This window comes from Variovorax sp. Soil_C_17 (genome assembly GCF_057657265.1).
The window spans coordinates 796,493-817,361 of sequence record NZ_JBDGIT010000003.1 but is presented as its reverse complement, the minus strand read 5'-3'; the positions used below and the strand labels follow the sequence as shown (position 1 = coordinate 817,361).

Genomic DNA, 20,869 nt, shown 5'->3' with positions numbered 1-20,869 from the left:
CTACTGTTGAAGCGTCCTGCGCGCCAGCTTGATGGTGAACACGCATCCAACGCCAGGTAGATCCCGCACGCTCAACACCCCGCCATCGGCCTCGACATTCCGCCGCGCGATGGAAAGACCAAGCCCCAACCCGCTCTTGTCGGAGCCGATCTGCATGAAAGGGCGAAAGATGGTTGCGGTATCGCCTGAAGGAAGCCCTCCGCAGTGGTCCGTGACTTCGACAAGTACGTGGTCTCCCTGGGCATAGGCACTCAGAGTGACTTCTGTATGAGGGTGGGTGAATTTGATCGCGTTTTGAAGCAGGTTCACCAAGGCCCCCAAGAGACGTTCACGATTGCCAGAGATGCCCAGATCGGCATCAACTTCCCGCACCGAAAACGTGCATCCTTTACTGTTCGCCTCCAGCGAAGCCGCATTCTTCGCCTCCGCAATGAACGATGCCAACGAAAAGGCCTCGGCCTGAGGCGCTTCGGCCGTGACTCTGACATGCGACAAAGACAGGTTGAGCAGGGCAGCCAGAGATGCCAGGCTCCTTTTCAACACGGCACCGGTTGCCCCACCGATCGGAAACTTTCCTGATTCCAGTGCCAAGAACGCAAGCGTTGCGGTGTTCAGGTAATTTCGCAGCTCATGGACCAGCACGCCCAGACGCTCGTTCTCCTCGGCCGTCTGCTGCAGAGCGACGTTCGCGTCACGCGAGATACCGAACTCGGTCACTGCATCGGCGATCGCGTTGTCGAGACAACGATTCAACGTGCGGAATTCATCGACGGAGAACGGTGCGTCGCGCTCGACCGCAAGATCCGTGATGGCTTGGCAAAGGTCGCCATAGTCGTGAACCACCTGGTCTACGGAAAAGCCGAGTTCCAAGAGCTTTTTGCCATGCGCTGCGGCGCTCAGGCCCATCTCGGACAGGGCGGTTGCGTCTCCGCCAGCGGCGCCCGAAATCCGCAAGCTCTCGCCGAGATCTCCGTCTTTTTGGGCTTCCAGCGTTCTCATCAACTGTTCGAGGAACAGAGGAACTCCGTTGGCAAGCTGCGCTTCGGTTGCGTCGCGTCTGGGGCGCTGTGCAACCTTCGCCTTGCAGCGCGCAATCAGCTCCTCGCGATTGTGGGATAGGAAATTGTGCATGTGGTGCTCCGTCGGCCCAGCTTGATCGGACGCCGAACCGCTCAGCGGAGAGAACTCAAAGCCGGAGCACGCGGCCGGACACACTCCAAACCTTGTGGAGCATTGTCAGGGCGACCATGGGCATTCGCCCAATGTCTGTGCACTATCGCACAGAGGCTGGCCTGGCGCCATGGGGCTGGGCCGTGCGTGTTCGAAGTTCGGCCGCGCTGCGACACCGACGACTCGGCGCTTCTTGTTTATAGCCCTTGCCCGGCTAAAGCAGGCAGTTGCTCCGATGCCCATACGGCGGCGAGCCGTACGGACGGTCTGTGCGCCACCGCACAGACGGCAGGTGCAGCGCGTTCTACAAGTGGTCTTTGAATCTTCCGCGCGAGCAATACATGAACCATGACCCCGATTTCGTTCGTCTTTCTTATCACGGATGGGAGGTTCGCAGCAGCCTGATTTCCGACGCCTTCGTGCCCGCGATGCTGACGCTCAGCCCCTGTCGGACGGATGGAACATGAGGGTTGCTCAGATCGCGCCCCTTTGCGAAGCGGTACCACCACGCCTGTATGGGGGTACGGAGCGGGTCGTGGCCCATCTCACCGAGGCCCTGGTGGAGCAGGGACACGAGGTCACGCTCTTTGCATCGGGCGATGCGGTGACTTCGGCCAAACTGGTCGCCACGCGGGCTCTGCCGCTCCGGCTCGATCCCGCGTCGCTGAAGTCCGACCTGGCGAGCCACCTGACCCTGCTGCACGAGGTGCGCAGACGGGCCGACGAGTTCGATGTGCTGCATTTCCATATCGACTTGCTGCACTTTGCGCTGTTCGAGCATATGCCCGAGCGCACGCTGACGACGCTGCACGGTCGACTCGACATTGCGGACCTGCAGCAGGTGTATGAGCGCTGGCCCGCCTACCGCCTCGTGTCCATTTCCGACCATCAGCGCACCCATTTGCCAGGCGCGAACTGGCATGCAACCGTCTACCACGGAATGAGCCCTCGCGGCTACAAATACAGCGCGCAAGGCTCGGGCGGGTATCTTGCGTTCCTGGGGCGCATCTCGCCCGAAAAGCGGCCCGACCGCGCGATCGAAATTGCCAAGGCTGCCGGCGTGCCGATTCGAATCGCCGCCAAGGTGGACGAGGTCGACCGAGCTTATTTCGAGCAGCGCATTCGGCCGCTGCTGGACCATCCGCTGGTGACTTACATCGGGGAGATCGGCGATGAGCTCAAGAGTGACTTTCTCGGCCAGGCCCGCGCGCTTCTGTTCCCGATAGACTGGCCAGAGCCATTCGGGCTGGTGATGATCGAGGCCATGGCCTGCGGCACCCCTGTCATCGCCTGGCGCTGCGGCTCGGTGCCCGAAATCGTGGAGCACGGCGTCACCGGCTGGATCGTCGACGATATCCGGCAGGCGGTTGCGGCAGTCGATGCAGTGCGCCATTTGCCACGGGCGCGCATTCGCGCTGCGTTCGAACAGCGGTTCACGGCGCACGCCATGGCAACGCGTTACTCGCAGCTGTATTGGCAGCTCGCGCGAGCCAGTCGCGGCGCGCACCTGGAAGTCGAAGCCGCATGAACGTGGCAAGCCCTTAGTCGACGATCGCTGCCCCGCGCGCCTTCAGCAGCTCGCGCAGGAAAGACCGGTGGCAATGCGACTCGTCCTCGCAGTAGCAGCCGATCGAGAAGGCGCTCTGGTGCGACAGCGCAGCCAGCAGGTCCAGGCTGCGGCTGGCGTCGGGCTCGGCCATCTCGGCCTTGAACTTGCGCCCGAAGGCGGCCCATTGCGCCGGCGTCTCGGCCGCCTGCGCGGTCTTCATGGTCTCGACCGAAGGCGCGAGATTGGGGTACCAGACGTCGTACCAGTTCTGCGATGCGAATTCGGTCTTGGGCACGCCGCGCGGCGGGCGGCGCACGGTGCCGATGCGCAAGCCTTCGCCGGCGGCGCGCTCGGTCCCGAGACGGACGATGCGGATGGCCATGGATATCTCCTCGTGGACGGAATGTACTGTCGATGACCTGTTGGCTGGGCGACACGCGCGATCATCGCCCAGCCTCGATACTCGCTCGCATCGAAGAAACCGAAAGGCATGCCATGAACGACCGCATCGAATCGATCCGCCACGCCGACGGCGTGGTCGAGCTGCAGCTGGCGCGCGCCGACAAGATGAACGCGCTGGACCCCGCGATGTTCGACGCGCTGATCGATGCCGGCGAGCAGCTGCGCGACGACGCGCGCGTGCGCGCGGTGGTGCTTGCAGGCCGCGGCAAGGCCTTCTGCGCGGGGCTGGACATGCAGTCCTTCCGGCGCATGGAGCAGGGCGCCGGCAGCGGGGTCATCGGCCGGCACGCGGCCGCCGACCTGCTCGTGCGCACCCACGGCATCGCCAATGCGGCGCAGCAGGTCGCCATGGTCTGGCGCGAGGTGCCGGTGCCGGTGATCGCCGCGGTGCACGGCGTCGCCTTCGGCGGCGGCCTGCAGGTGGCGCTGGGCGCCGACATCCGGCTGGTCGCACCCGACACCCGACTGTCGGTGATGGAGATCAAGTGGGGCCTGGTGCCCGACATGGGCGGCCTGGTGCTGATGCGCGAGCTGGCGCGGACCGACGTGGTGCGCGAGCTCACGTTCACCGGCCGCATCTTCTCGGGCCAGGAGGCGGTGGCGCTGGGCTTCGCGACGCAGGTGTCGGCCGACCCGCTGGCCGATGCCCTGCAAATGGCGCACGACATCGCGCAGAAGAGCCCCGACGCCATCCGCGCCGGCAAGCGGCTGCTGAACGCCGCGATGGCGCACAGCGCGGCCGACCTGCTGCTGGCGGAGTCGGTCGAGCAGAAGGCGTTGATCGGCAGCGCCAATCAGACCGAGGCCGTGCGCGCCAACGTCGAGCGGCGCGCACCGCGCTTCGAGCCGCAGCCCTGATCGATTCGAAAGCACGCTGGGCAGTCGTCCAAACCGGACCCGGCATACTCGCGGGGTGCCCATCTCATTGCTTCACCGCCTGGCAGAGCACGATCTGCCCATCGCCGTTCACGACGGCGCAGACGTCGACGCCTTGCGCGTGCTGAGCCTCGCCGGCCACGTGAGAGCGACGATCCCCAAACCCGTGCGGACCATCGACGGCTTCGGCCAGCCACCGGCCACCGTCACCGCCATCACCTCGCTGGGCCGCAGCATGATGAAGCGATTTCCGAGAGACCTGATGGCCTCCGCGGCCAGGCCGTGAGCCGCGTCAGCCCGCCCTGTCGCCGGGCCGGGAAGTCCTGTGGGGTGGGGGCCGCGCTGCCTCGTTGCCACGCTGCGAATAGCGGATCACGCTGAGCTGCCCGTCGCTTTCGAGCCGCGCCACGCGGACGTCGGCCATGTGCTCCACGCCCTGCTCGCGCAGCTTGCCGGCCAGTTCGTCGAGCGTGATCATCTCGCGCCGCAGCACCTTGTGCACCGGCTTGCCGTGCCTGACCACGACTTCGGCGGGCGGCTCGAGCATGCGCGAGACCACTTCGAAGCGATAGCTCAGCCGGTCGAGCAGGAAGTTCCATCCGACAAGCGTCGAGAGCAGCACCAGGCCATCGCCGATGGTCTTGTAGTCGCCCTGCATCGCATTGCTGGCGGCGTCGGCCACCAGCACCACGAAGAGCAGGTCGGCCACGCCCATCGATCCGACGTCTCGCCGCAAGAGGAAGCGGAAGATGACGAGCAGGAACCAATAGATCACCGTGCCCCGCAGCACCATCTGCCAGACCGGGTATTCCAGGGAGAAGAGGGTGATGAGATCGGCCATGGGCCGATCATTCGCGGCCCTTGCGCCCTTGTCGGTCGGCGGCGCGCTCGTTCGCATGCAGGCACAAAGCCCGTGCTTGCCGGACACGCGCATGCCATGGAAGCCGGCCGAGGACTCACCGGGGCTGCGCCAGTGTGGCCGCGAGCTCCCACAGCGATCCCATCTGCCCTGAATGAAAGAGCAAGGGCGGCGTCTCGGTTCGCGAGAAACGATCCACGCGCCCGAGGATGATCGTGTGGTCGCCCTCCTGGTGACGCGAGTAGGTCGAGCATTCGAAGGTCGCCACGCTGTCGACGAGCCGGGGGCATTCGTTGGAGCCGGCGTCGAAGGCTGCGGCGAAGCGCTCGAACTTGTCCGCGGCAGGCTTCGCGAAATGCCAGGCCAGCTCGCGCTGCCCGGCGTTCAGCACGCTGAGATTGAACGCGCGCGACGCCAGAAATGCGTCGGCGCTGCGGGTGTCGTCGCGGATGCTCCACAAGATCAGCGGCGGATCCAGCGACACCGAAGCGAAGGAGTTGATCGTCATGCCCTCGCGCTTGCCGTCGGGCGTCGTCGTGGTGACGAGGCACACGCCTGTCGGGAAGGCGCCCAGCGCCTGCCGCAGCTGGCGCGCATCCACCGTGTCGGCGGCGTCGCCCGTGATCAGAGCCCAGGAGTACATCGCCGATCCCTCGATCAGTACTGGCCCTTGGGCTCGAGGCCGAGGAGGTACTGTCCGACCATCGAAGAGACGGCGTCCCAGTTCAGGCTGATGTGGCGCGAGATGGCGTTCGCATCGCGCCACATACGCTGGATCGGCTGGTCGAGGGCCAGGCCCGCGCCGCCCACGCTGGCGAACACCGCCTCGACCGCATCGCGCGACAGGCGCGCGGCGAAGGCATGGTCGCGGCGATTTCGAATGCGTTGCTCCACGCTGATGATCCGGCCCTCGGCCGCCATCTGCTCCACCTGCGCCGTGTCGCGGTAGAGCAGCAGGCGCGCCGCATCGACGCTCGCCGATGCTTCGGCCAGGCGGGACTGCACCGGGAAGAACTCGCTCAGCCGGTTGCCCCCGCCGGCAACGGCGCCGCGGGTGACGCGCGTACCGGCCAGCGCGATCAGCTCGTCGACCGCGCCCTGTGCCGTTCCGATGATGGGCGACACCAGGCACACGGGGACCGCGGAAAGGAAAGGAATGCGGTAGATCGGATTCGTGTTGACCCGGGCGCCGGGCGGGCTGTTCGAGGAAGCCTCCGCGAAGCTCAGCTTGCGATGCTGCGGAATGAAGGTCGGCTTGTCGATGACGACGGCCTTGGACCCGGTCCCCGCCTGGCCGGCCACATGCCAGTTGTCCTCGATCGCCCAGTCCGACCGCGGTGCGAGCAGAAAGCCCGCGCCGGGCGGCGCGCCCTTTTCCTCCGCAGGGAATTGAACGCCCAGCAGCGCCCATTGCGAGTTGTCCACGTTGGAGGCAAAGAGCCACTTGCCCTGCACGAGGTAGCCGCCGTCGACCTTCTCGGCCATCGTGGCCGGCGCATAGGAGCCGCACACGATCGCGCCGGGGTCCTTGCGCCACACGTCGTCCTGCGCCTCCTCGGGGAAGGTCCCCACCAGCCACTGGTGGATGGCGCCCAGCGAGCAGCCCCAGGACGACGACGTGCAGCCGCGCGCGAGCTCGCTCACGACGTCGATGAAGGCGGTGAACCCGTACTCGTAGCCGCCATAGCGCGCCGGCTGCATCAGCTTGAAGAAGCCCGCGTCGTGGAAGGCGCGCGTCGTCTCTTCGGAGACCCGGCGTTCCTGCTCGGTGCGTTGCGCCCGGGCACGAAGCATCGGCACCAATTCGGTTGCGCATGCAACTATTTTGTCGATCGACGGGGCGTCCTTCACCGGGGACTTCCGCCCCGGGGCGGGAAGGTCGACGTGGTGGAGTCGGGCAAACGGATTCGCGGCATCGGTCATGAGGTCTCCAAGGGTGGGGCGGGCTGTGAAGCCCAGATTGGAGCGCAATACATTTGCAAATGCAATTAAAAAATGCCTAGGGTTTACGCCATCCTGGTCAGGTCGTTCGCTTGTAAGATCCGGCATGGCCAAGCGAAAACAATCTGAGGTGGTGTCCCTCGAGCAGCGCAGGGCACGCGCCCAGGAGCCCCCTGAATCGACTGCAACTGCAGACAAAATTGCAAAACACGACCTCGAACGGGCCATCCCGTACTTGCTTGCACGTGCGGGCACGCGCATGGGGCAGTCCTTCAGCAGGGAGCTCAAGCAGTTCGGCCTCTCGCTCACCGAGTGGCGGGTCTGCGTCGCCCTGCACCACCAGGCGCATCAGCGCCTCTCCGAGCTGGCGCTGCACACATCGACCGAGGCCTCCACGCTGTCGCGCGTGGTCGAAGGGCTGCTGCAGCGCGGCGTGCTGGTGCGCGACCGATCGGACGCGGATGCCCGCGCGCTCGCCCTGAGCCTGACGGAAGCAGGTCGCGACCTGACACTGCGCATCATCCCCCTGGCGCAGTTGTACGAGCGCGTATCGCTCTCGGGCCTGAGCCCTGCGCAGGCCGAATCGCTGCGCGACATGCTTCGGCTGGTCTACGACAACCTGGCAGTGCTGGACCGCGAGTGAGCGCGCGCGGCGCCGATCGGTATCGGGTCGGCGAAAGTGAAGAACGGAGACGGCGCGGTGAACATCAACTCGATCGACCTCAATCTATTTCTGGTGTTCCAGGCGATCTACGCCACGCGCAGCGTCACGCTCGCCGGCGACCGCCTCGGCATGACACAGTCGGCGGTGAGCAACGCTCTCAAGCGCATGCGCGAACGCTTCAACGATGCGCTGTTCGTGCGCTCGGCGGACGGGATGGTCCCCACGCCCGTGGCGGAGCGCCTGATCGCGCCCATCGAGGAAGGCATCGCCTGCCTGATGCAGGCGGTCGACCAGGGCCGCAGCTTCGAGCCGGAGACGACCAACCGCGTCTTCCGCATTGCCGTCAACGACATCGGGCAACTGGTCATGATGCCGCAGCTGCTTTCGGTCGCACGCGGCATCGCGCCCGGCGTTCGCTTCGAGACGGTGGATGTCTCCGTGGCCGATGCCCGGCCACGCATGCTCCACGGACAGATCGACATCGCGCTCGGCAGCTGGGAGCCGATGGGCCCCGCGTTCTACCAGCAGCGGCTGTTCGACGAGAGCTTCGTCGTGCTGATGTCCAAGGCCTCCCGCCTGGGCTCCCGCGAGCGCATCGCGCTGGACGACTACCTCGCGGCGGAACACATCGCGTACCGGCCTCACGGAACGACCGATACGCAGCTCCAGCAGACCTTGGATCGAGCGGGCGCGCTCGATCGGCGCCGGGTGGTCCTGACGGCGGCCCACTCGCTGGGCCTGTCGGCGATCGTCGCCGCGTCGGGACTGCTGCTGACCGTGCCGGCACGGCTCGCCAGGGCCATGGTGGCCTCTCGCGTGGACCTGCATGCCGTGGATGCGCCCTTCGAGGTCGCGCCCTTCGAGATTCGCCAGCAGTGGCACGAGCGATTCCATCAGGACAGCGGCAATCGCTGGCTGCGGGAACTCATCTTCGGTCTGTTCCACGAGCGATCGCGACGCACGCCCGAGGCGCAGGGCGCCGAAGGCGAGCGCTCGGAAGCTCTCAGGACCGATCGAGCTTGAACAGCGACAGCGCGTTCGTCCGGCCGATCTTCCGCCGGTCGGCTTCGCTGATGCTCGCGTCGTTGAACCAGTCCGATGCGTGGTCGACGTTCTCGAAGGGCCAGTCGGTCGAGAAGAGAATCCGGTCCGCGCCGACTTCGAGCATCGCGTCGATCAGCGTCTGGGTGCGGAAGTTGCCGGAGGTGGTGAGGTAGAAGTTTTCGTGGAAGTAGTCGCAGAGCTTGCGCTTGGCCGGATAGCCCTTGGGCGCCTGGACCCACGCATTGCGGTGATCGACGCGCCACATGTTGTAGGGCAGGCCTTCGCCCAGGTGGCCCAGGATGATCTTGAGACCCGGATGGCGATCGAAGAGGCCGCTTGCCATGAGCCGCAGGGCGTGGACGGCGGTCTCCTGCCCAAAGGCCCACGTGGGGCCGAGCAGCCACGGGTGGCCTTCGTAGATCTGCGCCCAGCTCGCCAGGGGATTGCGCGGATGCAGGTAGAAGGGCGCATCGAGCCGCTCCACCGCGCTCCAGAAAGAGGCGTACTGCGGTGCGTCGTAATAGACGGCGTTGTCGGGCGTGCCCACCTGCGAGAACCCGTTGACCAGGGCGCCGCGGAAGCCCAGCTCGGTCATGCAGCGCTCCAGTTCGCGCGTCGCCTGGTCGGGGTCCTGCATGGGCAAGGCCGCAAAGGCCTGGAAGCGGTCGGGCCGCCTCGCCACCTGCTCGGCCAGGAAATCGTTGGCGCGGACGGCGAGTTCGCACGCTTTTCTCGGATCGGGGACCGCCTGGACGGCAGGCGCATTCAGCGAAAGGATCATCATCTCCATGCCGTGCGCGTCCATCTGGCGCAGCCGGCCTTCATGGATGTCGAGCAGGCGGCTGCTGAGCTCCCGCCAGTAGTCGCCGGGCACGAATCCCGCCGAGTCCTGCAACGTTTCGGGAATCGCGAAGTGCTCCTCGAGGCCGATCTTTCCTTGCATGTCCATTTCCTTTGTCTTCATGGCAGTGCCACATCGGCGCTTGCATCGCCGGTGAATTTACGGGGGGCCAGGAGGCACGGTCCAACGAAGATCGGTGATGTCGCGCATTCGAAAAGCGCATGGAGGAGCGGGCCGTCACGGCAGGCGTGGTGGAAGACCCTCCCCAACATTCACAGGCCTCATAGGCCATATCCGAAAAATGCGTTGGACCCGGCGGGCCAAGCTTCTCATCATCGAAGGCGTTCTTTCCCCCTACGACCGGAGACAAGAGAGCCATGCGCCAAATCGACCTTCACAAGCTGGCCGACGATGCCCGCTTCAACCGCTTCCACGGGCTCGTGCTGTTCTGGTGCGCACTGATCATCGTGTTCGACGGCTATGACCTGTCCGTGGTCGGCATCGCGCTGCCGTCGATCATGAAGAACATGGGGGTCGATGCGACCCATGCGGGCTTCATGGTGAGCTCGGCGCTGTTCGGCATGATGTTCGGCGCCATCTTCCTGGGCACCATCGCCGACCGGATCGGCCGCCGCTGGGCCATCGTCATCTGCGTGGCCCTGTTCAGCATCTTCACGGCCGCCGCCGGCCTGGCCAAGGACCCCTTGACCTTCGGGGCGATGCGCTTCCTGGCCGGGCTCGGCATCGGCGGCGTGATGCCGAACGTGGTCGCGCACATGACCGAGTACTCGCCCAGGAAGATCCGCGCGACGCTGGTGACGCTGATGTTCAGCGGCTATGCCGTCGGGGGGATCATCGCGGCGATCCTGGGCAAGAGCCTCATCGAGGCCTACGGGTGGCAATCGGTGTTCTTCGCGGCGGCCCTGCCCGTGCTCCTGATTCCGGTGATCCTGAAGTCGCTTCCGGAGTCGATGCCCTTCCTGCTGGCCAAGGGCCGAAGCGATGCGCTGAAGACGATCGCCTCGAAGCTCGATCCGAGCTACCAGCCGCTCGCGACCGACCGCTTCGTGGTGCCCGCCGAAGACAAGGCGGACAGCGCACCCATCCACCATCTCTTCAGCGAAGGCCGCGGTTTCAGCACGGTGATGTTCTGGATCGCGTTCTTCATGTGTCTCTTCATGGTGTTCGCGCTGAGTTCCTGGCTGACGAAGCTGATGGCCAGCGCCGGCTACAGCCTGGGTTCGGCGTTGACCTTCGTGCTGGTGCTGAATGTCGGCGCGATGGCCGGCGCGATTCTCGGCGGCTGGCTCGCCGACAGGTTCCACATCAAGTACGTGCTGGCGGCGATGTATGCCTTGGCCGCGGTCTCGCTGACGCTGCTCGGCTACAAGATGCCGACGCCGGTGCTGTTCGTCCTCGTGGGCCTGGCCGGCGCATCGACGATCGGCACGCAGATCGTGGCCAACGCGTACACCGGCCAGTTCTATCCGATGGCGGTGCGCTCCACCGGACTCGGATGGGCGCTGGGGGTCGGCCGCAGCGGCGCAATCCTGGCGCCGATCCTGATCGGCACGCTGGTGGGCATGAACCTGCCGCTGCAGCAGAACTTCATGGCCATCGCGATCCCCGCCGTCATCGGCATGGTGGCGGTGCTGTTCGTCAACCATGATCGCTCGGCGTCGGCGCATTCCGAAGGCGCGAGCGCCGAGCGGCCCCAGGCCGCGGCGAGCGTCTCGGTGGCGCCGGGAGGCTGATCGGGACCAACCGCGCAGCGCGCGGCATTCGGCGGTCAGCCCTTGTGCATGTGCGGGCAAACCGGCGGCGGCGAAGGCGATGCCGGATTGCCGATGAAGGTGCGGGCCGACCAGAGTTCGGGAAACGGAATCTCGTCCATCGTGGGCAGCAGCCACGCGACGCCTTCGGTGCCGAAGTAGGCCGGCCTGGCGCCGAAGGTGCGGCGCGTGGCCATCAGGTGGCGGTACTTCCAGTGGGCGAATCCTTCCGCGATGTCGGCCAGCGTCTCGCCGAGCTGCTGGAGCTCGATGTTGGCGTCCGGGTCCGCGTAGATGTCGCGCCAGACCTGCTCGATTTCCTTGCTGGCGATGTAGGGTGCGCCGAGGTCGCGCTCGAGCACGGCACTCGGAACGGCCATGCCGATGCGGCCGAGATGGGCGAGGACGTCGTCATAGAGGCTCGGCTCGGACAGCGCCTTGTTGAGCTGCGCCCAGCGCTGCGGCTGCGGGACGAAATGCTGCAGATGCTCCGCCTGCTTGATGCCCAGCAGGTAGGCCATGTGCCTGTAGGTCCATCCCTGCAGGGCCGTGTCCTTGCCGTGCGTGGCAGCCGCTCGCGAAAGAATGGCCAGCAGGTCGTTGGGGGTCATCCATGCGATGGAGCGCCAGATCGCATCGAGGGGCTCCTGGTGGGCGACGACGCGCAGCAAGGTCCGCCGGGCCTGGGGCAGGTCGTCGGCGCGAAGGCAGCGCTGCGCCGTCTGGATCTCCTTGATGATGAGCATCCAGTAGAGCTCCGACACCTGCACGTGAACGATCCAGGCATGCTCGCCGGGGTGGTCGCTCACGGTGCGCTGCAGCGAGTGCAGCACGTCGGTCTGGATCCATGCGCTGTAGGGGGTCTGCCCGGTTGCCGTGCTCTCGTGGGCCTGAAGGGTTTCGCTCATGTCGTGTCTCCTGGGTGGTGGGCGTTCGTTACGCGGGAAGCCCGGCGGGGCATTCCGAGAGGGCATTCATGTAGGTCGAGGGCGGCATCGAGTTCACCGATGCCCGGATCGCTTCCTTGCACAGCGAGGGGCGCCTGGCGAGCGCCTCGAAGTAGCGCTGCACATGCGCAAGCGCGCTCCACATCGAGGCCAGGCCGAGATAGTTCAGGCGAACGAGGTTGACGCCCCAGAACGCATCGGCGAGCGAAAAGGGGTTTCCGCTCAGGCAGGAGAAGGACTTCGCAGCCAGGTCGCGCTCGAGATCTTGCAGGAGCTCGCCCAGCCGATCGCGGGCGGCACGCTGGAACGCGGGGTCATGGCGCAGCTTCCTGCCGGCGCTTTCCTTCACGATCTTGGCGCGATAGGCCGCCACCAGCTCGGGCTCGCCGGCGTTGGCGGCGATCAGCTGCTCGAGGGCCATGATCTTGATGTCGTAGGCCGTTTCCATCGACAGCTTGAGGGGACCGGGCCGCAGGTCGGCATCGGGATGAAAGCCGTACAGCAGCGCGCCGTTCGGTACGCGGTCGACGATGCCGACCTGGCGCATCACCTCGCTGCGCGCGTCGGGATCGTCCGGGACCAGCTGGACCGGCTGGCGCGACACGGCGTCGAGATAGACGCAGATCCGGCGCGAATCCGCGACCACCCGGCCTGTCTCGTGGTCGAGCAGCAAGGGCACCACGCAGGGATCGAAGCCTTCGGTCTCGACCGAAGTCCGTCCGCTGTAGCCATTGACGTATTCCCGGCCCGACTCGCGCGCCGCGATCAGTCGCAGGCGGATGTAGGCGGGACTGTAGTGTTCGGCCGGGATCACGCCGTCGCGCCCCATCGAGCCCAGGATGCGCATGTCGTTGGAGCGCCAGGACAGCCGCTTTTCGAACAGCACCGTGCGCACCTTCTGCGAGCACAAGGAGCTCGCTGCGTGGAACAGCTCGAAGCGGGGATTCGCCTGCTCACCCGCGAGGGTGATGCGGCTCGGGTCCAGGATGGCGGCGCGGGCGGCGGCGGCCATTTCCTTCAGGGGGGCATGGTTCGTCATGGGACTTCCTCTTGTTGACTTGATGGACTGGTGCGCCGGGAATCAATGAGTGCTCGGCGTTGAAACCGGAACCGGCAAGGTGGTGAAAGGGATCTCGCGTCCATCCGTTCGCGCGATTCGGGGGCTCAGCAGTTGCTCCATTCGGCTGGCCATCCGCAGCAGCGCACCATCGTCGCCGGGGCGGCCGACGAGCTGGATGCCGGCCGGAAGCGCGCCGGCGCTGCGCGGCAGTGGAATCGAAATCGCCGGGCAGCCCGCGAGGTTGAAGGGCGCCGTGTAGGCCATCAGGGCCTGCCGCACGCTGCCGGTCCAGGTGCCGATCGTCAGCTCCGCCTCGCCGGTGGGCGGCGCGGTGCATGGCGTGGTGGGCAGCACGATGAAGCGGTGCCTGTCCATGAGGCGGGCCAGGCCCGCGGCGAACTTTCGCCGGGCTTGTTGGGCCAGTGCGTAGTCCTCCATCCGCATCGACCTGGCGCGCGCGAGCCGCTCGACGGTTTCGGCACCGTAGTGCGTCGCGATCCAGTCCGGGTCGTTGCGCGCGAAATGGACCAGCGCGCCTTCGGCCAGCACGATGCGCGCGAAGGCGTCGAAGCTGTCGCTGAAGAGGTCCGCCGTGTCCAGCTCTTCGAGATGGAAGGCCGATGCGAGCGAATCCGCAGCCACCGCGAAGGCGCTTGCGATTTCACACGCAGCGGGCACCGGGTCGATCGCGCAGATGACGCCGACGCGCGCTTCACCGAGTTCCTCCGCCGCGCCCGGCCCGGCGCCGATGCCCAGCGCATCGGCCAGCACGCGCACGTCGTCCACGCCCGCCCCCAGCAGACCCGGATGGTCCAGGCTGGCAGCCAGCGGAAAGATGCCCTGCGTCGGCAGCGCACCGAAGCTCGGCTTGAAGCCGGTGACGCCGCAGAGCGCGGCGGGAATGCGCACCGATCCGCCGGTGTCGGTGCCGAGCCCCGCGGCCATCACGCCGTCGGCGATGGCCACGGCGGCGCCGCCGCTCGAGCCGCCGGGGATGCGCTGCGGGTCCTGCGGATGGAGGGTGTCGCCGAAGGCGGCGCTCGCCGTGGTGACGCCCCAGGCGAACTCGTGCGTGGTCGTCTTGCCGACCACGATCGCGCCCTGTTCCACGAGCGTGCGCACGACGCGGGCATCGGCGGAAGGAATGTGGCCGATGAAGGCGGGCGATCCGTAGCGCGTTTCCATGCCCCGGGTGTCGATGAGGTCCTTGACGCCGATGGGCAGGCCTTCGAGCGGGCGCTGCGTGCCTTCGGCATAGCGGCGCTCGCTGGCGGCCGCGGCCGCCATGGCCTGCTCGCGCGCGATGGTGGCGAAGGCGTTGAGCCGGCGCTGGGTATCGTCGGCTTGGTCGAGCGTGCGCCGCACGAGCTCGCTCGCGCGGATGCGGCCGCCGGCAAGATCGGCCAGCGACTGGCGCAGCGGCGTTGCGCGCCGTGGCGCGAGGGCTACCACAGGCGCTCCAGCAGCGCAGCCAGGCGCGCGGGCGCGTCCTCGCCGAGGTCCGCGACTTCTTCGGGGTAGTTGGCCTCGAGCAGCGCGGCAACCTCGGGCAGCTTCGCCCGGTCGAGGTCGAAGGCGCCGATTCGGCTCGGCAGGCCGAGCTTCGCGACCAAGGCGGCGATGCGCTCGGCCAGCCGCGCCGCGGCTCCGGGTCCGCCCGGCGACAGGGCTTCGAGCTTGTCTCCGTAGAAGGCTGCGCATGCCCGGATGACCGGCGCGAGCGTGATGCACGAGGTCGCGCTGTGCGGCAGGCCGTAGCTGCCGCCCAGGATGTGGCCGATGCGGTGGCTCAACCCGTAGATGACGGAAGCCGGCGAGAAGTAGCACTGCCAGGCGCCGAGCTGCAGCTGCAGCAGGTCGTCGTGGCTGACCCGCCCCGCCTCGAGGGCCTGCCGCGTCTCGAGCGTCGCGGGCCATTTCTCGAGCACCCGGAGGAAGCGATCCACGCCGCTGGCCGCCATGATGGCGTGGGGATGGCTGGTCCCCACCTTGCGCATGCCCTCGACCGCATGGTCGATGCCCTTGATGGCGGAGGACAGCAGCAGCGCCCGCGGGGTGTCGCGCACCAGCAGCGGATCGATGAGCACGAGCTTCGGCGTGGTCTCGCGCACGGCGTAGCTGCGCTTGAACTTCTGCGGTCCGCCGGTCTCGGTGATGCCGAAGTAGTGCGAGAACTCCGAGCCCGAGAGCGTCGTCGGCAATGCCACGATGGGCAGGTGCCTGCCGGTGCGCCCGTGATGAAGATGAGAGACCGCCTTGGCCGCGTCGAGCACCGAGCCGCCGCCGAGTCCCACGATGGCACGCGCATCCGAGCGCAGGCAGGCCTCGAGCGCCGCATGCACCGCGACATCGGGCACATGCGCGGGCAGCCCCGTGAAGCAGCCGGCGGCGTCCTTCAGGTGCGGTTCGACCAGGGTGTGAGCCAGCGCTTCGAGGGGCGGGGCGGTGAAGACGATCGGCCGCTCGATGTCGTGGCTTTCGAGGCGGGGGAGGGCAGCGGTCAAGGTGTTCTCGCCCCAGAACACCGCGTCTTGCGGCAGGCAGTTCAGATGGTTCATGTCAGCGGTCCTGAATCCGGTGGAGTCGGAGGAGCGCGACGATAAGACCGATCCGGCCTGGCTGGGGCTACCCCGGCAGGGACTCAGCGTCCAGCGTCTTGGACGATGTCTTCAGTGCCCGCCGAAGTCCGTGACCTTCGGGATCTCGACAGCCAGGAAGTCCACCAGCGATCTCACTGCGGGCAGCAGTCCGGTGCGATAGGGAATGAGCGCCGACAGGCGGGCGTCGGCCGCGATCCACCCCGGCAGGATTTGCCGCAGCGAGCCCGCCGCGAGCTCGCTGCGGCAGATGTAGCCCGGCAGCGCCGCGATGCCGAGGCCGGCGCAGGCGGCTTCCTTGAGGGACACCAGGTTGTTGCTCTGGAAGCGCGGCGCCATCGGCACCACGAACTCCTTGCCGCCGGGGCCCTTGAGCTGCCACTGCACCGGACCGTTTCGCACGATCGAGATGCTCGCGTGGTGCAGGAGGTCGTCCGGATGCTGGGGCTCCTTCTTCTTCGCCAGGTAGGCCGGGCTGGCGAACAGGAACCATGGCACGCCGGCGATGGCACGCTGGACCAGCGTGGAGTTCTGCAGCGGCGTCGTATGCCCTCGAATGGCCAGGTCGAAGCCTTCGCCGACGATGTCCACGAGCCTGTCGGTGGCGATCTCGACGATCTGGACCTTGGGGTAGCGGGCGAGGAACACCGGCAGCAGGTCGCGCAATGCGAACTGCGCGATCTCGATGGCGGTCGTGATGCGGATGACGCCGCTCGGTTCGGCCAGGCGCTGGCGGATCGCTTCCTCGGCGATGTCGGAGCTGCGCAGCATCGCGATGGCGTACTGGTAGAACTCCTTGCCGATGTCGGTCATGCCGAACTGGCGCGAGGTGCGGTTGAGCAGCCGCACGCCAAGCGAGGCCTCGAGTTCCTGCACGCGGTGGCTCAGCGTGGACTTGGGCAGGCGCAAGGCCTGGCCGGCCGAGGTGAAGCCGCCGCGGTCGACGACCTGCACGAAGTAGTAGACGTCCTTGAGGTCGAGCATTCGGTGCGTGTCAGGGGGATCGCGCCGAGCATACGCCGTGGCCTGCCCGTCTCGCCCATCGTCCATGAATCCGCAACCTTGCGTGCAAGGCGAGGCGGCTTCTCAAGCGCAGTCGCCATTCCTACGATTGCCTCGCCAGGTCGACGCACCCCGCCAACGACCGCCACCCCCACCACCACGGATGGAGACACTGCAATGAATTCGCTCATCGACGAACTGATCTGCGAGCGCCGCACGAAGCGCGGCTTTCTCGACCGCCCCGTATCGCTCGAAACCGTGAGGGACATCCTCTCGGTCGCGAAGTACGCCCCCAGCTCGAGCAACACGCAGCCCTGGCGCTGCTACGTGGTCACGGGCGAGGCGCGCGAGCGCGTGACCACGGCGGCCGTCGAGGCCTTCCGCGCCGGGCCCGAGAAGCTCGCGCCCGAGTACCCCTTCTTCCCCCAGCCGCTGCACGACCCGTACTCGTCGCGCTTCAACACCTTCCGCGGCCAGCTCGGCGATGCGCAGGGCGTGCATCGAAGCGACAAGGCGGGCCGCATGCGCGACGTGGAGCGGCAGTTTCTCTTCTTCGATGCGCCGGTCGGGATCATCTTCACGATGGACCGCCGCCTGGAATGGGCCAGCTTCATCTGCTATGGCTGCTTCCTGCAGAACATCATGCTGGCCGCCAAGGGGCGGGACCTCGACACCTGCCCGCAGCAGATCTGGTCGCTGCAACACCCCGTGCTTCGCGCCGAGCTCCAGATTCCCGAGGGCGAGATGGTGATCGCCGGCATGTCGCTCGGCTATGCGGACAACAGCATGCCGGAGAACCGCATGGCGCTGCACAAGCTCGAGGTGGATGAGTTCACCACTTTCGTCGGCGCCTGAATGGCAGGCCGCCCGTCAAGACCCCCCCACCACAAGGAACCCGAATGTCGATCATCAAAGGCTTTCATCACCTGACCGCCTGCGTCAGCGGTGCGCAGGAGGACGTGGACTTCTACGTCAAGCTGCTCGGCCAGAGCCTGGTCAAGAAGACCGTGCTGCTGGACGGCGAGGACCCGATCTATCACCTCTACTACGGCAACCCGCAGGGCGATGCCGGCACGCTCGTCACCTCCTTTCCCTTCAAGCAGAAGGGCGTGCAGGGGCGGCGCGGCTCGGGCCAGATCCGGGTCATCAACTATTCCGTGCCGAAGGGTTCGCTGGACTTCTGGCGCGCGCGCTTCGCCGCGAACGGCATCGCCTTCGACAAGGAGGTGGTGGAGCGCTTCGGCGAAGAGCGCCAGCGCTTCCATCATCCCTGCGGCATCGAGTTCGACCTGGTCGCCTCGGACCGCGACCCGCGGGTGCCGTGCCTGGCCGACGACATTCCCGAGGCCTTCGCCATTCGTGGCGTGCACAGCATCACGCTGTCGCTGCGGGAGGTGGCCGAGTCGATCACCTTCATGCAGGAAGCGATCGACTTCCGCTACGCGGGCGAATCGGGCCCGTACCACCGCTTCGAGACCGGCGACGGCGCACCCGGGACCATCGTCGAGTTCCTCCATGAGCCGGATCGCCTGCAGGGCTCGTCCATCTACGGCGAAGGCACGATCCACCACGTCGCCTTCGCGGTCGACGGCCAGGAGCAGCAGATGCAGATCAAGGACAAGTTGATGAGCATGGGCTACATCGACGCCTCCGAATCGGTCAACCGCAACTACTTCCGCTCGATGTACTTCAAGATGCCGGGCGGCGTGATCTTCGAGGCTGCGACCACCGACATCGGCTTTGCCATCGACGAGGAGCCCGGTCACTTCGGCGAGGAGTTCCAGTTGCCCCCGTGGCTGCGGGACCGCAAGGAGGAATTGCTGGGCCGCCTGGAGGCGATCTCGGTATGAGCGCGGTTTTGGAGCGCGCGAGCGCCTCGGGCGACGCTGCCGCCTGAGCGGCGTGGCCTACTCGCCGGGCAGCAGCGGCACCCAGCCGGGCTGCGCGGCAACGCGCCCCAGCCAGGCGCGGATGGCCGGATAGCGCGCCATGTCGTAGCCGCCCTGGCCGGCGAGCGACACATAGCATGAAGCGGCGAGGTCGGCGAGCGTGTAGCCTTCGCCGACCAGCCAGGCCCGCGGGGCGATCCATTGCTCGAGCTTTTCGAGAACGGCATTGCCCTCCTTGTGGCACCGGGCGATCTCGTCCGTCATGGCGGCAGCCGTTCCGCGCAGGTGATGCACGCGCGGCACCGCGATGGGCTTTTGAATGTCGGCCTGCTCGAAGAACATCCAGCCCAGCATTTCCGCGCGCAGGAACGGGTCTTCGGGAATGAAGCGGGTGCCCTCGGCCAGGTAGAGCAGGATGGCCCCGGATTCGACCAGGGTGCGGCCGTCCTCGAGTTCCAGCGCCGGCACGCGTGCGAAGCGGCTCTTCTGGCGGAAAGCCGGCTCGGCGGCTTCGCCCTTGGCGAGATCGAGCGTCACGCGCTCGAACGGAAGCTCGAGCTGGCTCAGGAGAATGCGGACTTTCCAGCAGTTGCCGGAGTAGCGGCTGTCGTAGAGGCGCAGCATGTGTGGTTGCAGGAGGCAGAAGGCCGGATACGGATGATCACGTATCGGGCCCGATGCTGGCAAGCGTATGGGCCCAATCGCCGAAAACTGCCTGCCCCTCGCTAGGCGCGAGAGCGCTTGAGGACGTCGGCGATGAGGAAGGCCAGCTCCAGGCTTTGCGAGCCGTTCAGGCGTGGATCGCAAGCGGTGCGGTAGCGGCTGGACAGGCCCTCGTCGGTGAGCGCCTGTGCGCCGCCGCGGCACTCCGTCACGTCCTGTCCGGTCATCTCGAAATGGAGCCCGCCCGGATGCGTGCCCTGCTGCGCGTGCGCGGCGAAGAAGCCGCGCACCTCGCCGAGGATGCGGTCGAAGTCGCGCGTCTTGTAGCCGTTGGAGGCGCTGACGGTGTTGCCGTGCATCGGGTCGCAGCACCAGACCGGCGTGCGTCCGGCGCGGCTGACCGCCTGCAGCAGCGGCGGGAGCCTTTCGGCCACCTTGTCGCTGCCCATGCGGGTGATGAGCACCATGCGGCCGGGTTCCTGGTCCGGGTCCAGCACGTCGAGCAGGCGCAGCACGTCATCGCCCGTGGCGGAGGGACCCAGCTTGATGCCGATGGGGTTCTGCACGCCGCGCAGGTACTCGACGTGGGCGCCCGAGAGCTTGCGCGTGCGCTCCCCGAGCCACAGCATGTGGGCCGATCCGCCATACCAGCGCTGCTGGCGCGCGTCGAGGCGCGTCAGGGCTTCTTCGTAGTGGAGGTGCAGCGCCTCGTGCGATGTGTAGAACTCGACGGCGTGCAGCTGCGGCGTGCGCGTGGCGTCGAACCCGCAGGCTTCCATGAAGGCAAGGCACTGGGTGATCCGCTCGGCGAGCTCCTCGAAGCGCTCGCCCTGGGGGCTGGAGCGCACGAAGTCCGCAGTCCAGCGGTGCACTTCGTGAAGATCGGCGAAGCCGCCCTGGGCCAACGCACGCAGGAGATTGAGCGTGGCCGCGGAATGCGAGTACGCGGTGAGCAGCCGGGCAGGATCGGGACGCCGGGCTGCAGGGCTGAACTCGCTGGCGTTGATGATGTCCCCGCGATAGGAGGGCAGGGTCACGTCGTCGATGGTCTCGACCTCGGACGAGCGCGGCTTGGCGAACTGGCCCGCGATGCGTCCCACCTTGACCACGGGGCATGCGGCGGCATAGGTCAGCACGACGGCCATCTGCAGGATCACGCGGAAGGTGGACTCCACCGGCTCGTGCCCGAACTCATCGAAGCTCTCGGCGCAGTCGCCGCCCTGCAGCAGGAAGGCTTCTCCGCGCGCCACGGCAGCGAGGCGCTCGCGCAGCTGCGAGATCTCGCCGGGGAAGATCAGGGCCGGCAGCGATGCCAGGCGTTGCTCGACCTGCGCCAGTGCGCGAGGGTCGCCGTAGGCCGGCATCTGCAGAGCGGGGCGATCGCGCCAGCCGGCGGGGTGCCAGTTCACCCGGGCTCCGGCCGTCATGGCATGTTCTCCGCCGCGCCCCGGCCGAAGCGGCCGGCCACAGGGGTGTTCGCCATCGTCTGGGTCTGCGCGCTCATTCCGGCACTCCTTCTGCGTTGCCGCATGG

21 protein-coding genes are annotated in these 20,869 nt (G+C 67.0%); 8 read left to right on the top strand and 13 right to left on the bottom strand.

The window, feature by feature from the left end; translation table 11 throughout:
* Complete coding sequence (locus AC3A6Y_RS19030) at positions 1-1,131, bottom strand: sensor histidine kinase (RefSeq protein ID WP_487869769.1); 1,131 nt, start codon at positions 1,129-1,131, stop codon at positions 1-3.
* A 502-nt stretch (positions 1,132-1,633) separates the two neighbouring features.
* On the opposite strand from AC3A6Y_RS19030, the gene AC3A6Y_RS19025 reads away from it, so the two are divergent.
* Positions 1,634-2,698 carry a glycosyltransferase family 4 protein gene (locus AC3A6Y_RS19025; protein ID WP_487869768.1) on the top strand — a complete coding sequence of 355 codons (1,065 nt, stop codon included), beginning with the start codon at positions 1,634-1,636 and terminating at the stop codon, positions 2,696-2,698.
* Positions 2,699-2,711: 13 nt separating this feature from the next.
* Here the strand turns inward: AC3A6Y_RS19025 and AC3A6Y_RS19020 are convergent, their stop codons facing one another.
* Positions 2,712-3,101 carry a DUF488 domain-containing protein gene (locus tag AC3A6Y_RS19020; protein WP_487869767.1) on the bottom strand — a complete coding sequence of 130 codons (390 nt, stop codon included), beginning with the start codon at positions 3,099-3,101 and terminating at the stop codon, positions 2,712-2,714.
* Between the two features lie 113 nt (positions 3,102-3,214).
* On the opposite strand from AC3A6Y_RS19020, the gene AC3A6Y_RS19015 reads away from it, so the two are divergent.
* Both AC3A6Y_RS19015 and AC3A6Y_RS19010 read left to right on the top strand, forming a co-directional pair.
* A complete protein-coding gene (locus AC3A6Y_RS19015; protein ID WP_487869766.1) occupies positions 3,215-4,039 on the top strand; it encodes a crotonase/enoyl-CoA hydratase family protein in 825 nt (274 codons plus the stop codon).
* A gap of 55 nt (positions 4,040-4,094) precedes the next feature.
* Positions 4,095-4,343, top strand: a complete 249-nt coding sequence (locus tag AC3A6Y_RS19010) for a hypothetical protein (RefSeq protein ID WP_487869765.1) — start codon at positions 4,095-4,097, stop codon at positions 4,341-4,343.
* 6 nt (positions 4,344-4,349) lie between these two features.
* Here the strand turns inward: AC3A6Y_RS19010 and AC3A6Y_RS19005 are convergent, their stop codons facing one another.
* The 3 genes from AC3A6Y_RS19005 to AC3A6Y_RS18995 all read right to left on the bottom strand — a co-directional run bounded on the left by AC3A6Y_RS19005 (position 4,350) and on the right by AC3A6Y_RS18995 (position 6,839).
* Entirely contained in the window at positions 4,350-4,898 is a 549-nt protein-coding gene (locus AC3A6Y_RS19005; RefSeq protein WP_487869764.1) for a DUF421 domain-containing protein, read from the bottom strand.
* A gap of 115 nt (positions 4,899-5,013) precedes the next feature.
* Complete coding sequence (locus AC3A6Y_RS19000; RefSeq protein ID WP_487869763.1) at positions 5,014-5,559, bottom strand: flavin reductase family protein; 546 nt, start codon at positions 5,557-5,559, stop codon at positions 5,014-5,016.
* A gap of 14 nt (positions 5,560-5,573) precedes the next feature.
* The gene (locus AC3A6Y_RS18995) at positions 5,574-6,839 is read right to left on the bottom strand and encodes an acyl-CoA dehydrogenase family protein (RefSeq protein WP_487869762.1); all 1,266 of its coding nucleotides are present in this window, start codon (positions 6,837-6,839) and stop codon (positions 5,574-5,576) included.
* Positions 6,840-7,092: 253 nt separating this feature from the next.
* Between AC3A6Y_RS18995 and AC3A6Y_RS18990 the strand changes: the two genes are divergently transcribed.
* A complete protein-coding gene (locus AC3A6Y_RS18990) occupies positions 7,093-7,500 on the top strand; it encodes a MarR family winged helix-turn-helix transcriptional regulator (RefSeq protein WP_487869761.1) in 408 nt (135 codons plus the stop codon).
* 57 nt (positions 7,501-7,557) lie between these two features.
* A complete protein-coding gene (locus tag AC3A6Y_RS18985) occupies positions 7,558-8,544 on the top strand; it encodes a LysR family transcriptional regulator (RefSeq protein ID WP_487869760.1) in 987 nt (328 codons plus the stop codon).
* Here the strand turns inward: AC3A6Y_RS18985 and AC3A6Y_RS18980 are convergent.
* Complete coding sequence (locus AC3A6Y_RS18980; RefSeq protein WP_487869759.1) at positions 8,525-9,508, bottom strand: amidohydrolase family protein; 984 nt, start codon at positions 9,506-9,508, stop codon at positions 8,525-8,527. The genes AC3A6Y_RS18985 and AC3A6Y_RS18980 overlap by 20 nt on opposite strands.
* A 275-nt stretch (positions 9,509-9,783) precedes the next feature.
* On the opposite strand from AC3A6Y_RS18980, the gene AC3A6Y_RS18975 reads away from it, so the two are divergent.
* Positions 9,784-11,160: an MFS transporter gene (locus AC3A6Y_RS18975; protein ID WP_487869758.1), complete on the top strand. Its 1,377-nt coding sequence runs from the start codon at positions 9,784-9,786 to the stop codon at positions 11,158-11,160.
* A 35-nt stretch (positions 11,161-11,195) separates the two neighbouring features.
* On the opposite strand, the gene AC3A6Y_RS18970 is transcribed toward AC3A6Y_RS18975, so the two are convergent.
* The 5 genes from AC3A6Y_RS18970 to AC3A6Y_RS18950 form a co-directional block, all read right to left on the bottom strand.
* On the bottom strand, positions 11,196-12,086 hold the full coding sequence (locus AC3A6Y_RS18970) for a tryptophan 2,3-dioxygenase (protein ID WP_487869757.1): 891 nt from the start codon (positions 12,084-12,086) through the stop codon (positions 11,196-11,198).
* A gap of 28 nt (positions 12,087-12,114) precedes the next feature.
* Positions 12,115-13,164, bottom strand: coding sequence for a glutathione S-transferase family protein (locus AC3A6Y_RS18965; protein ID WP_487869756.1), 1,050 nt, complete (start codon positions 13,162-13,164; stop codon positions 12,115-12,117).
* A 42-nt stretch (positions 13,165-13,206) separates the two neighbouring features.
* Entirely contained in the window at positions 13,207-14,637 is a 1,431-nt protein-coding gene (locus AC3A6Y_RS18960) for an amidase (protein ID WP_487869755.1), read from the bottom strand.
* The gene (locus AC3A6Y_RS18955; RefSeq protein ID WP_487869754.1) at positions 14,631-15,743 is read right to left on the bottom strand and encodes an iron-containing alcohol dehydrogenase; all 1,113 of its coding nucleotides are present in this window, start codon (positions 15,741-15,743) and stop codon (positions 14,631-14,633) included. Before AC3A6Y_RS18955 ends, AC3A6Y_RS18960 begins: the two co-directional genes overlap by 7 nt.
* A gap of 111 nt (positions 15,744-15,854) precedes the next feature.
* Positions 15,855-16,766, bottom strand: a complete 912-nt coding sequence (locus AC3A6Y_RS18950) for a LysR substrate-binding domain-containing protein (protein WP_487869753.1) — start codon at positions 16,764-16,766, stop codon at positions 15,855-15,857.
* Between the two features lie 195 nt (positions 16,767-16,961).
* Between AC3A6Y_RS18950 and AC3A6Y_RS18945 the strand changes: the two genes are divergently transcribed.
* Both AC3A6Y_RS18945 and AC3A6Y_RS18940 read left to right on the top strand, forming a co-directional pair.
* Positions 16,962-17,639, top strand: coding sequence for a nitroreductase (locus AC3A6Y_RS18945; protein WP_487869752.1), 678 nt, complete (start codon positions 16,962-16,964; stop codon positions 17,637-17,639).
* A 44-nt stretch (positions 17,640-17,683) separates the two neighbouring features.
* Positions 17,684-18,634, top strand: a complete 951-nt coding sequence (locus AC3A6Y_RS18940) for a ring-cleaving dioxygenase (RefSeq protein ID WP_487869751.1) — start codon at positions 17,684-17,686, stop codon at positions 18,632-18,634.
* A 57-nt stretch (positions 18,635-18,691) separates the two neighbouring features.
* Here the strand turns inward: AC3A6Y_RS18940 and AC3A6Y_RS18935 are convergent, their stop codons facing one another.
* Positions 18,692-19,297, bottom strand: coding sequence for a glutathione S-transferase family protein (locus AC3A6Y_RS18935; protein ID WP_487869750.1), 606 nt, complete (start codon positions 19,295-19,297; stop codon positions 18,692-18,694).
* A gap of 101 nt (positions 19,298-19,398) precedes the next feature.
* Positions 19,399-20,763: a class II 3-deoxy-7-phosphoheptulonate synthase gene (locus tag AC3A6Y_RS18930; protein WP_487869749.1), complete on the bottom strand. Its 1,365-nt coding sequence runs from the start codon at positions 20,761-20,763 to the stop codon at positions 19,399-19,401.
* Positions 20,764-20,869 lie beyond the last annotated feature (106 nt).

What these genes read in the sequence shown, in the direction of transcription:
- AC3A6Y_RS19030 (WP_487869769.1), bottom strand. Translation starts at nt 1,131, where the DNA reads ATGCACAATTTCCTATCCCACAATCGCGAGGAGCTGATTGCGCGCTGC.
- AC3A6Y_RS19025 (WP_487869768.1), top strand. Translation starts at nt 1,634, where the DNA reads ATGAGGGTTGCTCAGATCGCGCCCCTTTGCGAAGCGGTACCACCACGC.
- AC3A6Y_RS19020 (WP_487869767.1), bottom strand. Translation starts at nt 3,101, where the DNA reads ATGGCCATCCGCATCGTCCGTCTCGGGACCGAGCGCGCCGCCGGCGAA.
- AC3A6Y_RS19015 (WP_487869766.1), top strand. Translation starts at nt 3,215, where the DNA reads ATGAACGACCGCATCGAATCGATCCGCCACGCCGACGGCGTGGTCGAG.
- AC3A6Y_RS19005 (WP_487869764.1), bottom strand. Translation starts at nt 4,898, where the DNA reads ATGGCCGATCTCATCACCCTCTTCTCCCTGGAATACCCGGTCTGGCAG.
- AC3A6Y_RS19000 (WP_487869763.1), bottom strand. Translation starts at nt 5,559, where the DNA reads ATGTACTCCTGGGCTCTGATCACGGGCGACGCCGCCGACACGGTGGAT.
- AC3A6Y_RS18995 (WP_487869762.1), bottom strand. Translation starts at nt 6,839, where the DNA reads ATGACCGATGCCGCGAATCCGTTTGCCCGACTCCACCACGTCGACCTT.
- AC3A6Y_RS18980 (WP_487869759.1), bottom strand. Translation starts at nt 9,508, where the DNA reads ATGCAAGGAAAGATCGGCCTCGAGGAGCACTTCGCGATTCCCGAAACG.
- AC3A6Y_RS18975 (WP_487869758.1), top strand. Translation starts at nt 9,784, where the DNA reads ATGCGCCAAATCGACCTTCACAAGCTGGCCGACGATGCCCGCTTCAAC.
- AC3A6Y_RS18970 (WP_487869757.1), bottom strand. Translation starts at nt 12,086, where the DNA reads ATGAGCGAAACCCTTCAGGCCCACGAGAGCACGGCAACCGGGCAGACC.
- AC3A6Y_RS18965 (WP_487869756.1), bottom strand. Translation starts at nt 13,164, where the DNA reads ATGACGAACCATGCCCCCCTGAAGGAAATGGCCGCCGCCGCCCGCGCC.
- AC3A6Y_RS18955 (WP_487869754.1), bottom strand. Translation starts at nt 15,743, where the DNA reads ATGAACCATCTGAACTGCCTGCCGCAAGACGCGGTGTTCTGGGGCGAG.
- AC3A6Y_RS18950 (WP_487869753.1), bottom strand. Translation starts at nt 16,766, where the DNA reads ATGCTCGACCTCAAGGACGTCTACTACTTCGTGCAGGTCGTCGACCGC.
- AC3A6Y_RS18945 (WP_487869752.1), top strand. Translation starts at nt 16,962, where the DNA reads ATGAATTCGCTCATCGACGAACTGATCTGCGAGCGCCGCACGAAGCGC.
- AC3A6Y_RS18940 (WP_487869751.1), top strand. Translation starts at nt 17,684, where the DNA reads ATGTCGATCATCAAAGGCTTTCATCACCTGACCGCCTGCGTCAGCGGT.
- AC3A6Y_RS18935 (WP_487869750.1), bottom strand. Translation starts at nt 19,297, where the DNA reads ATGCTGCGCCTCTACGACAGCCGCTACTCCGGCAACTGCTGGAAAGTC.
- AC3A6Y_RS18930 (WP_487869749.1), bottom strand. Translation starts at nt 20,763, where the DNA reads ATGACGGCCGGAGCCCGGGTGAACTGGCACCCCGCCGGCTGGCGCGAT.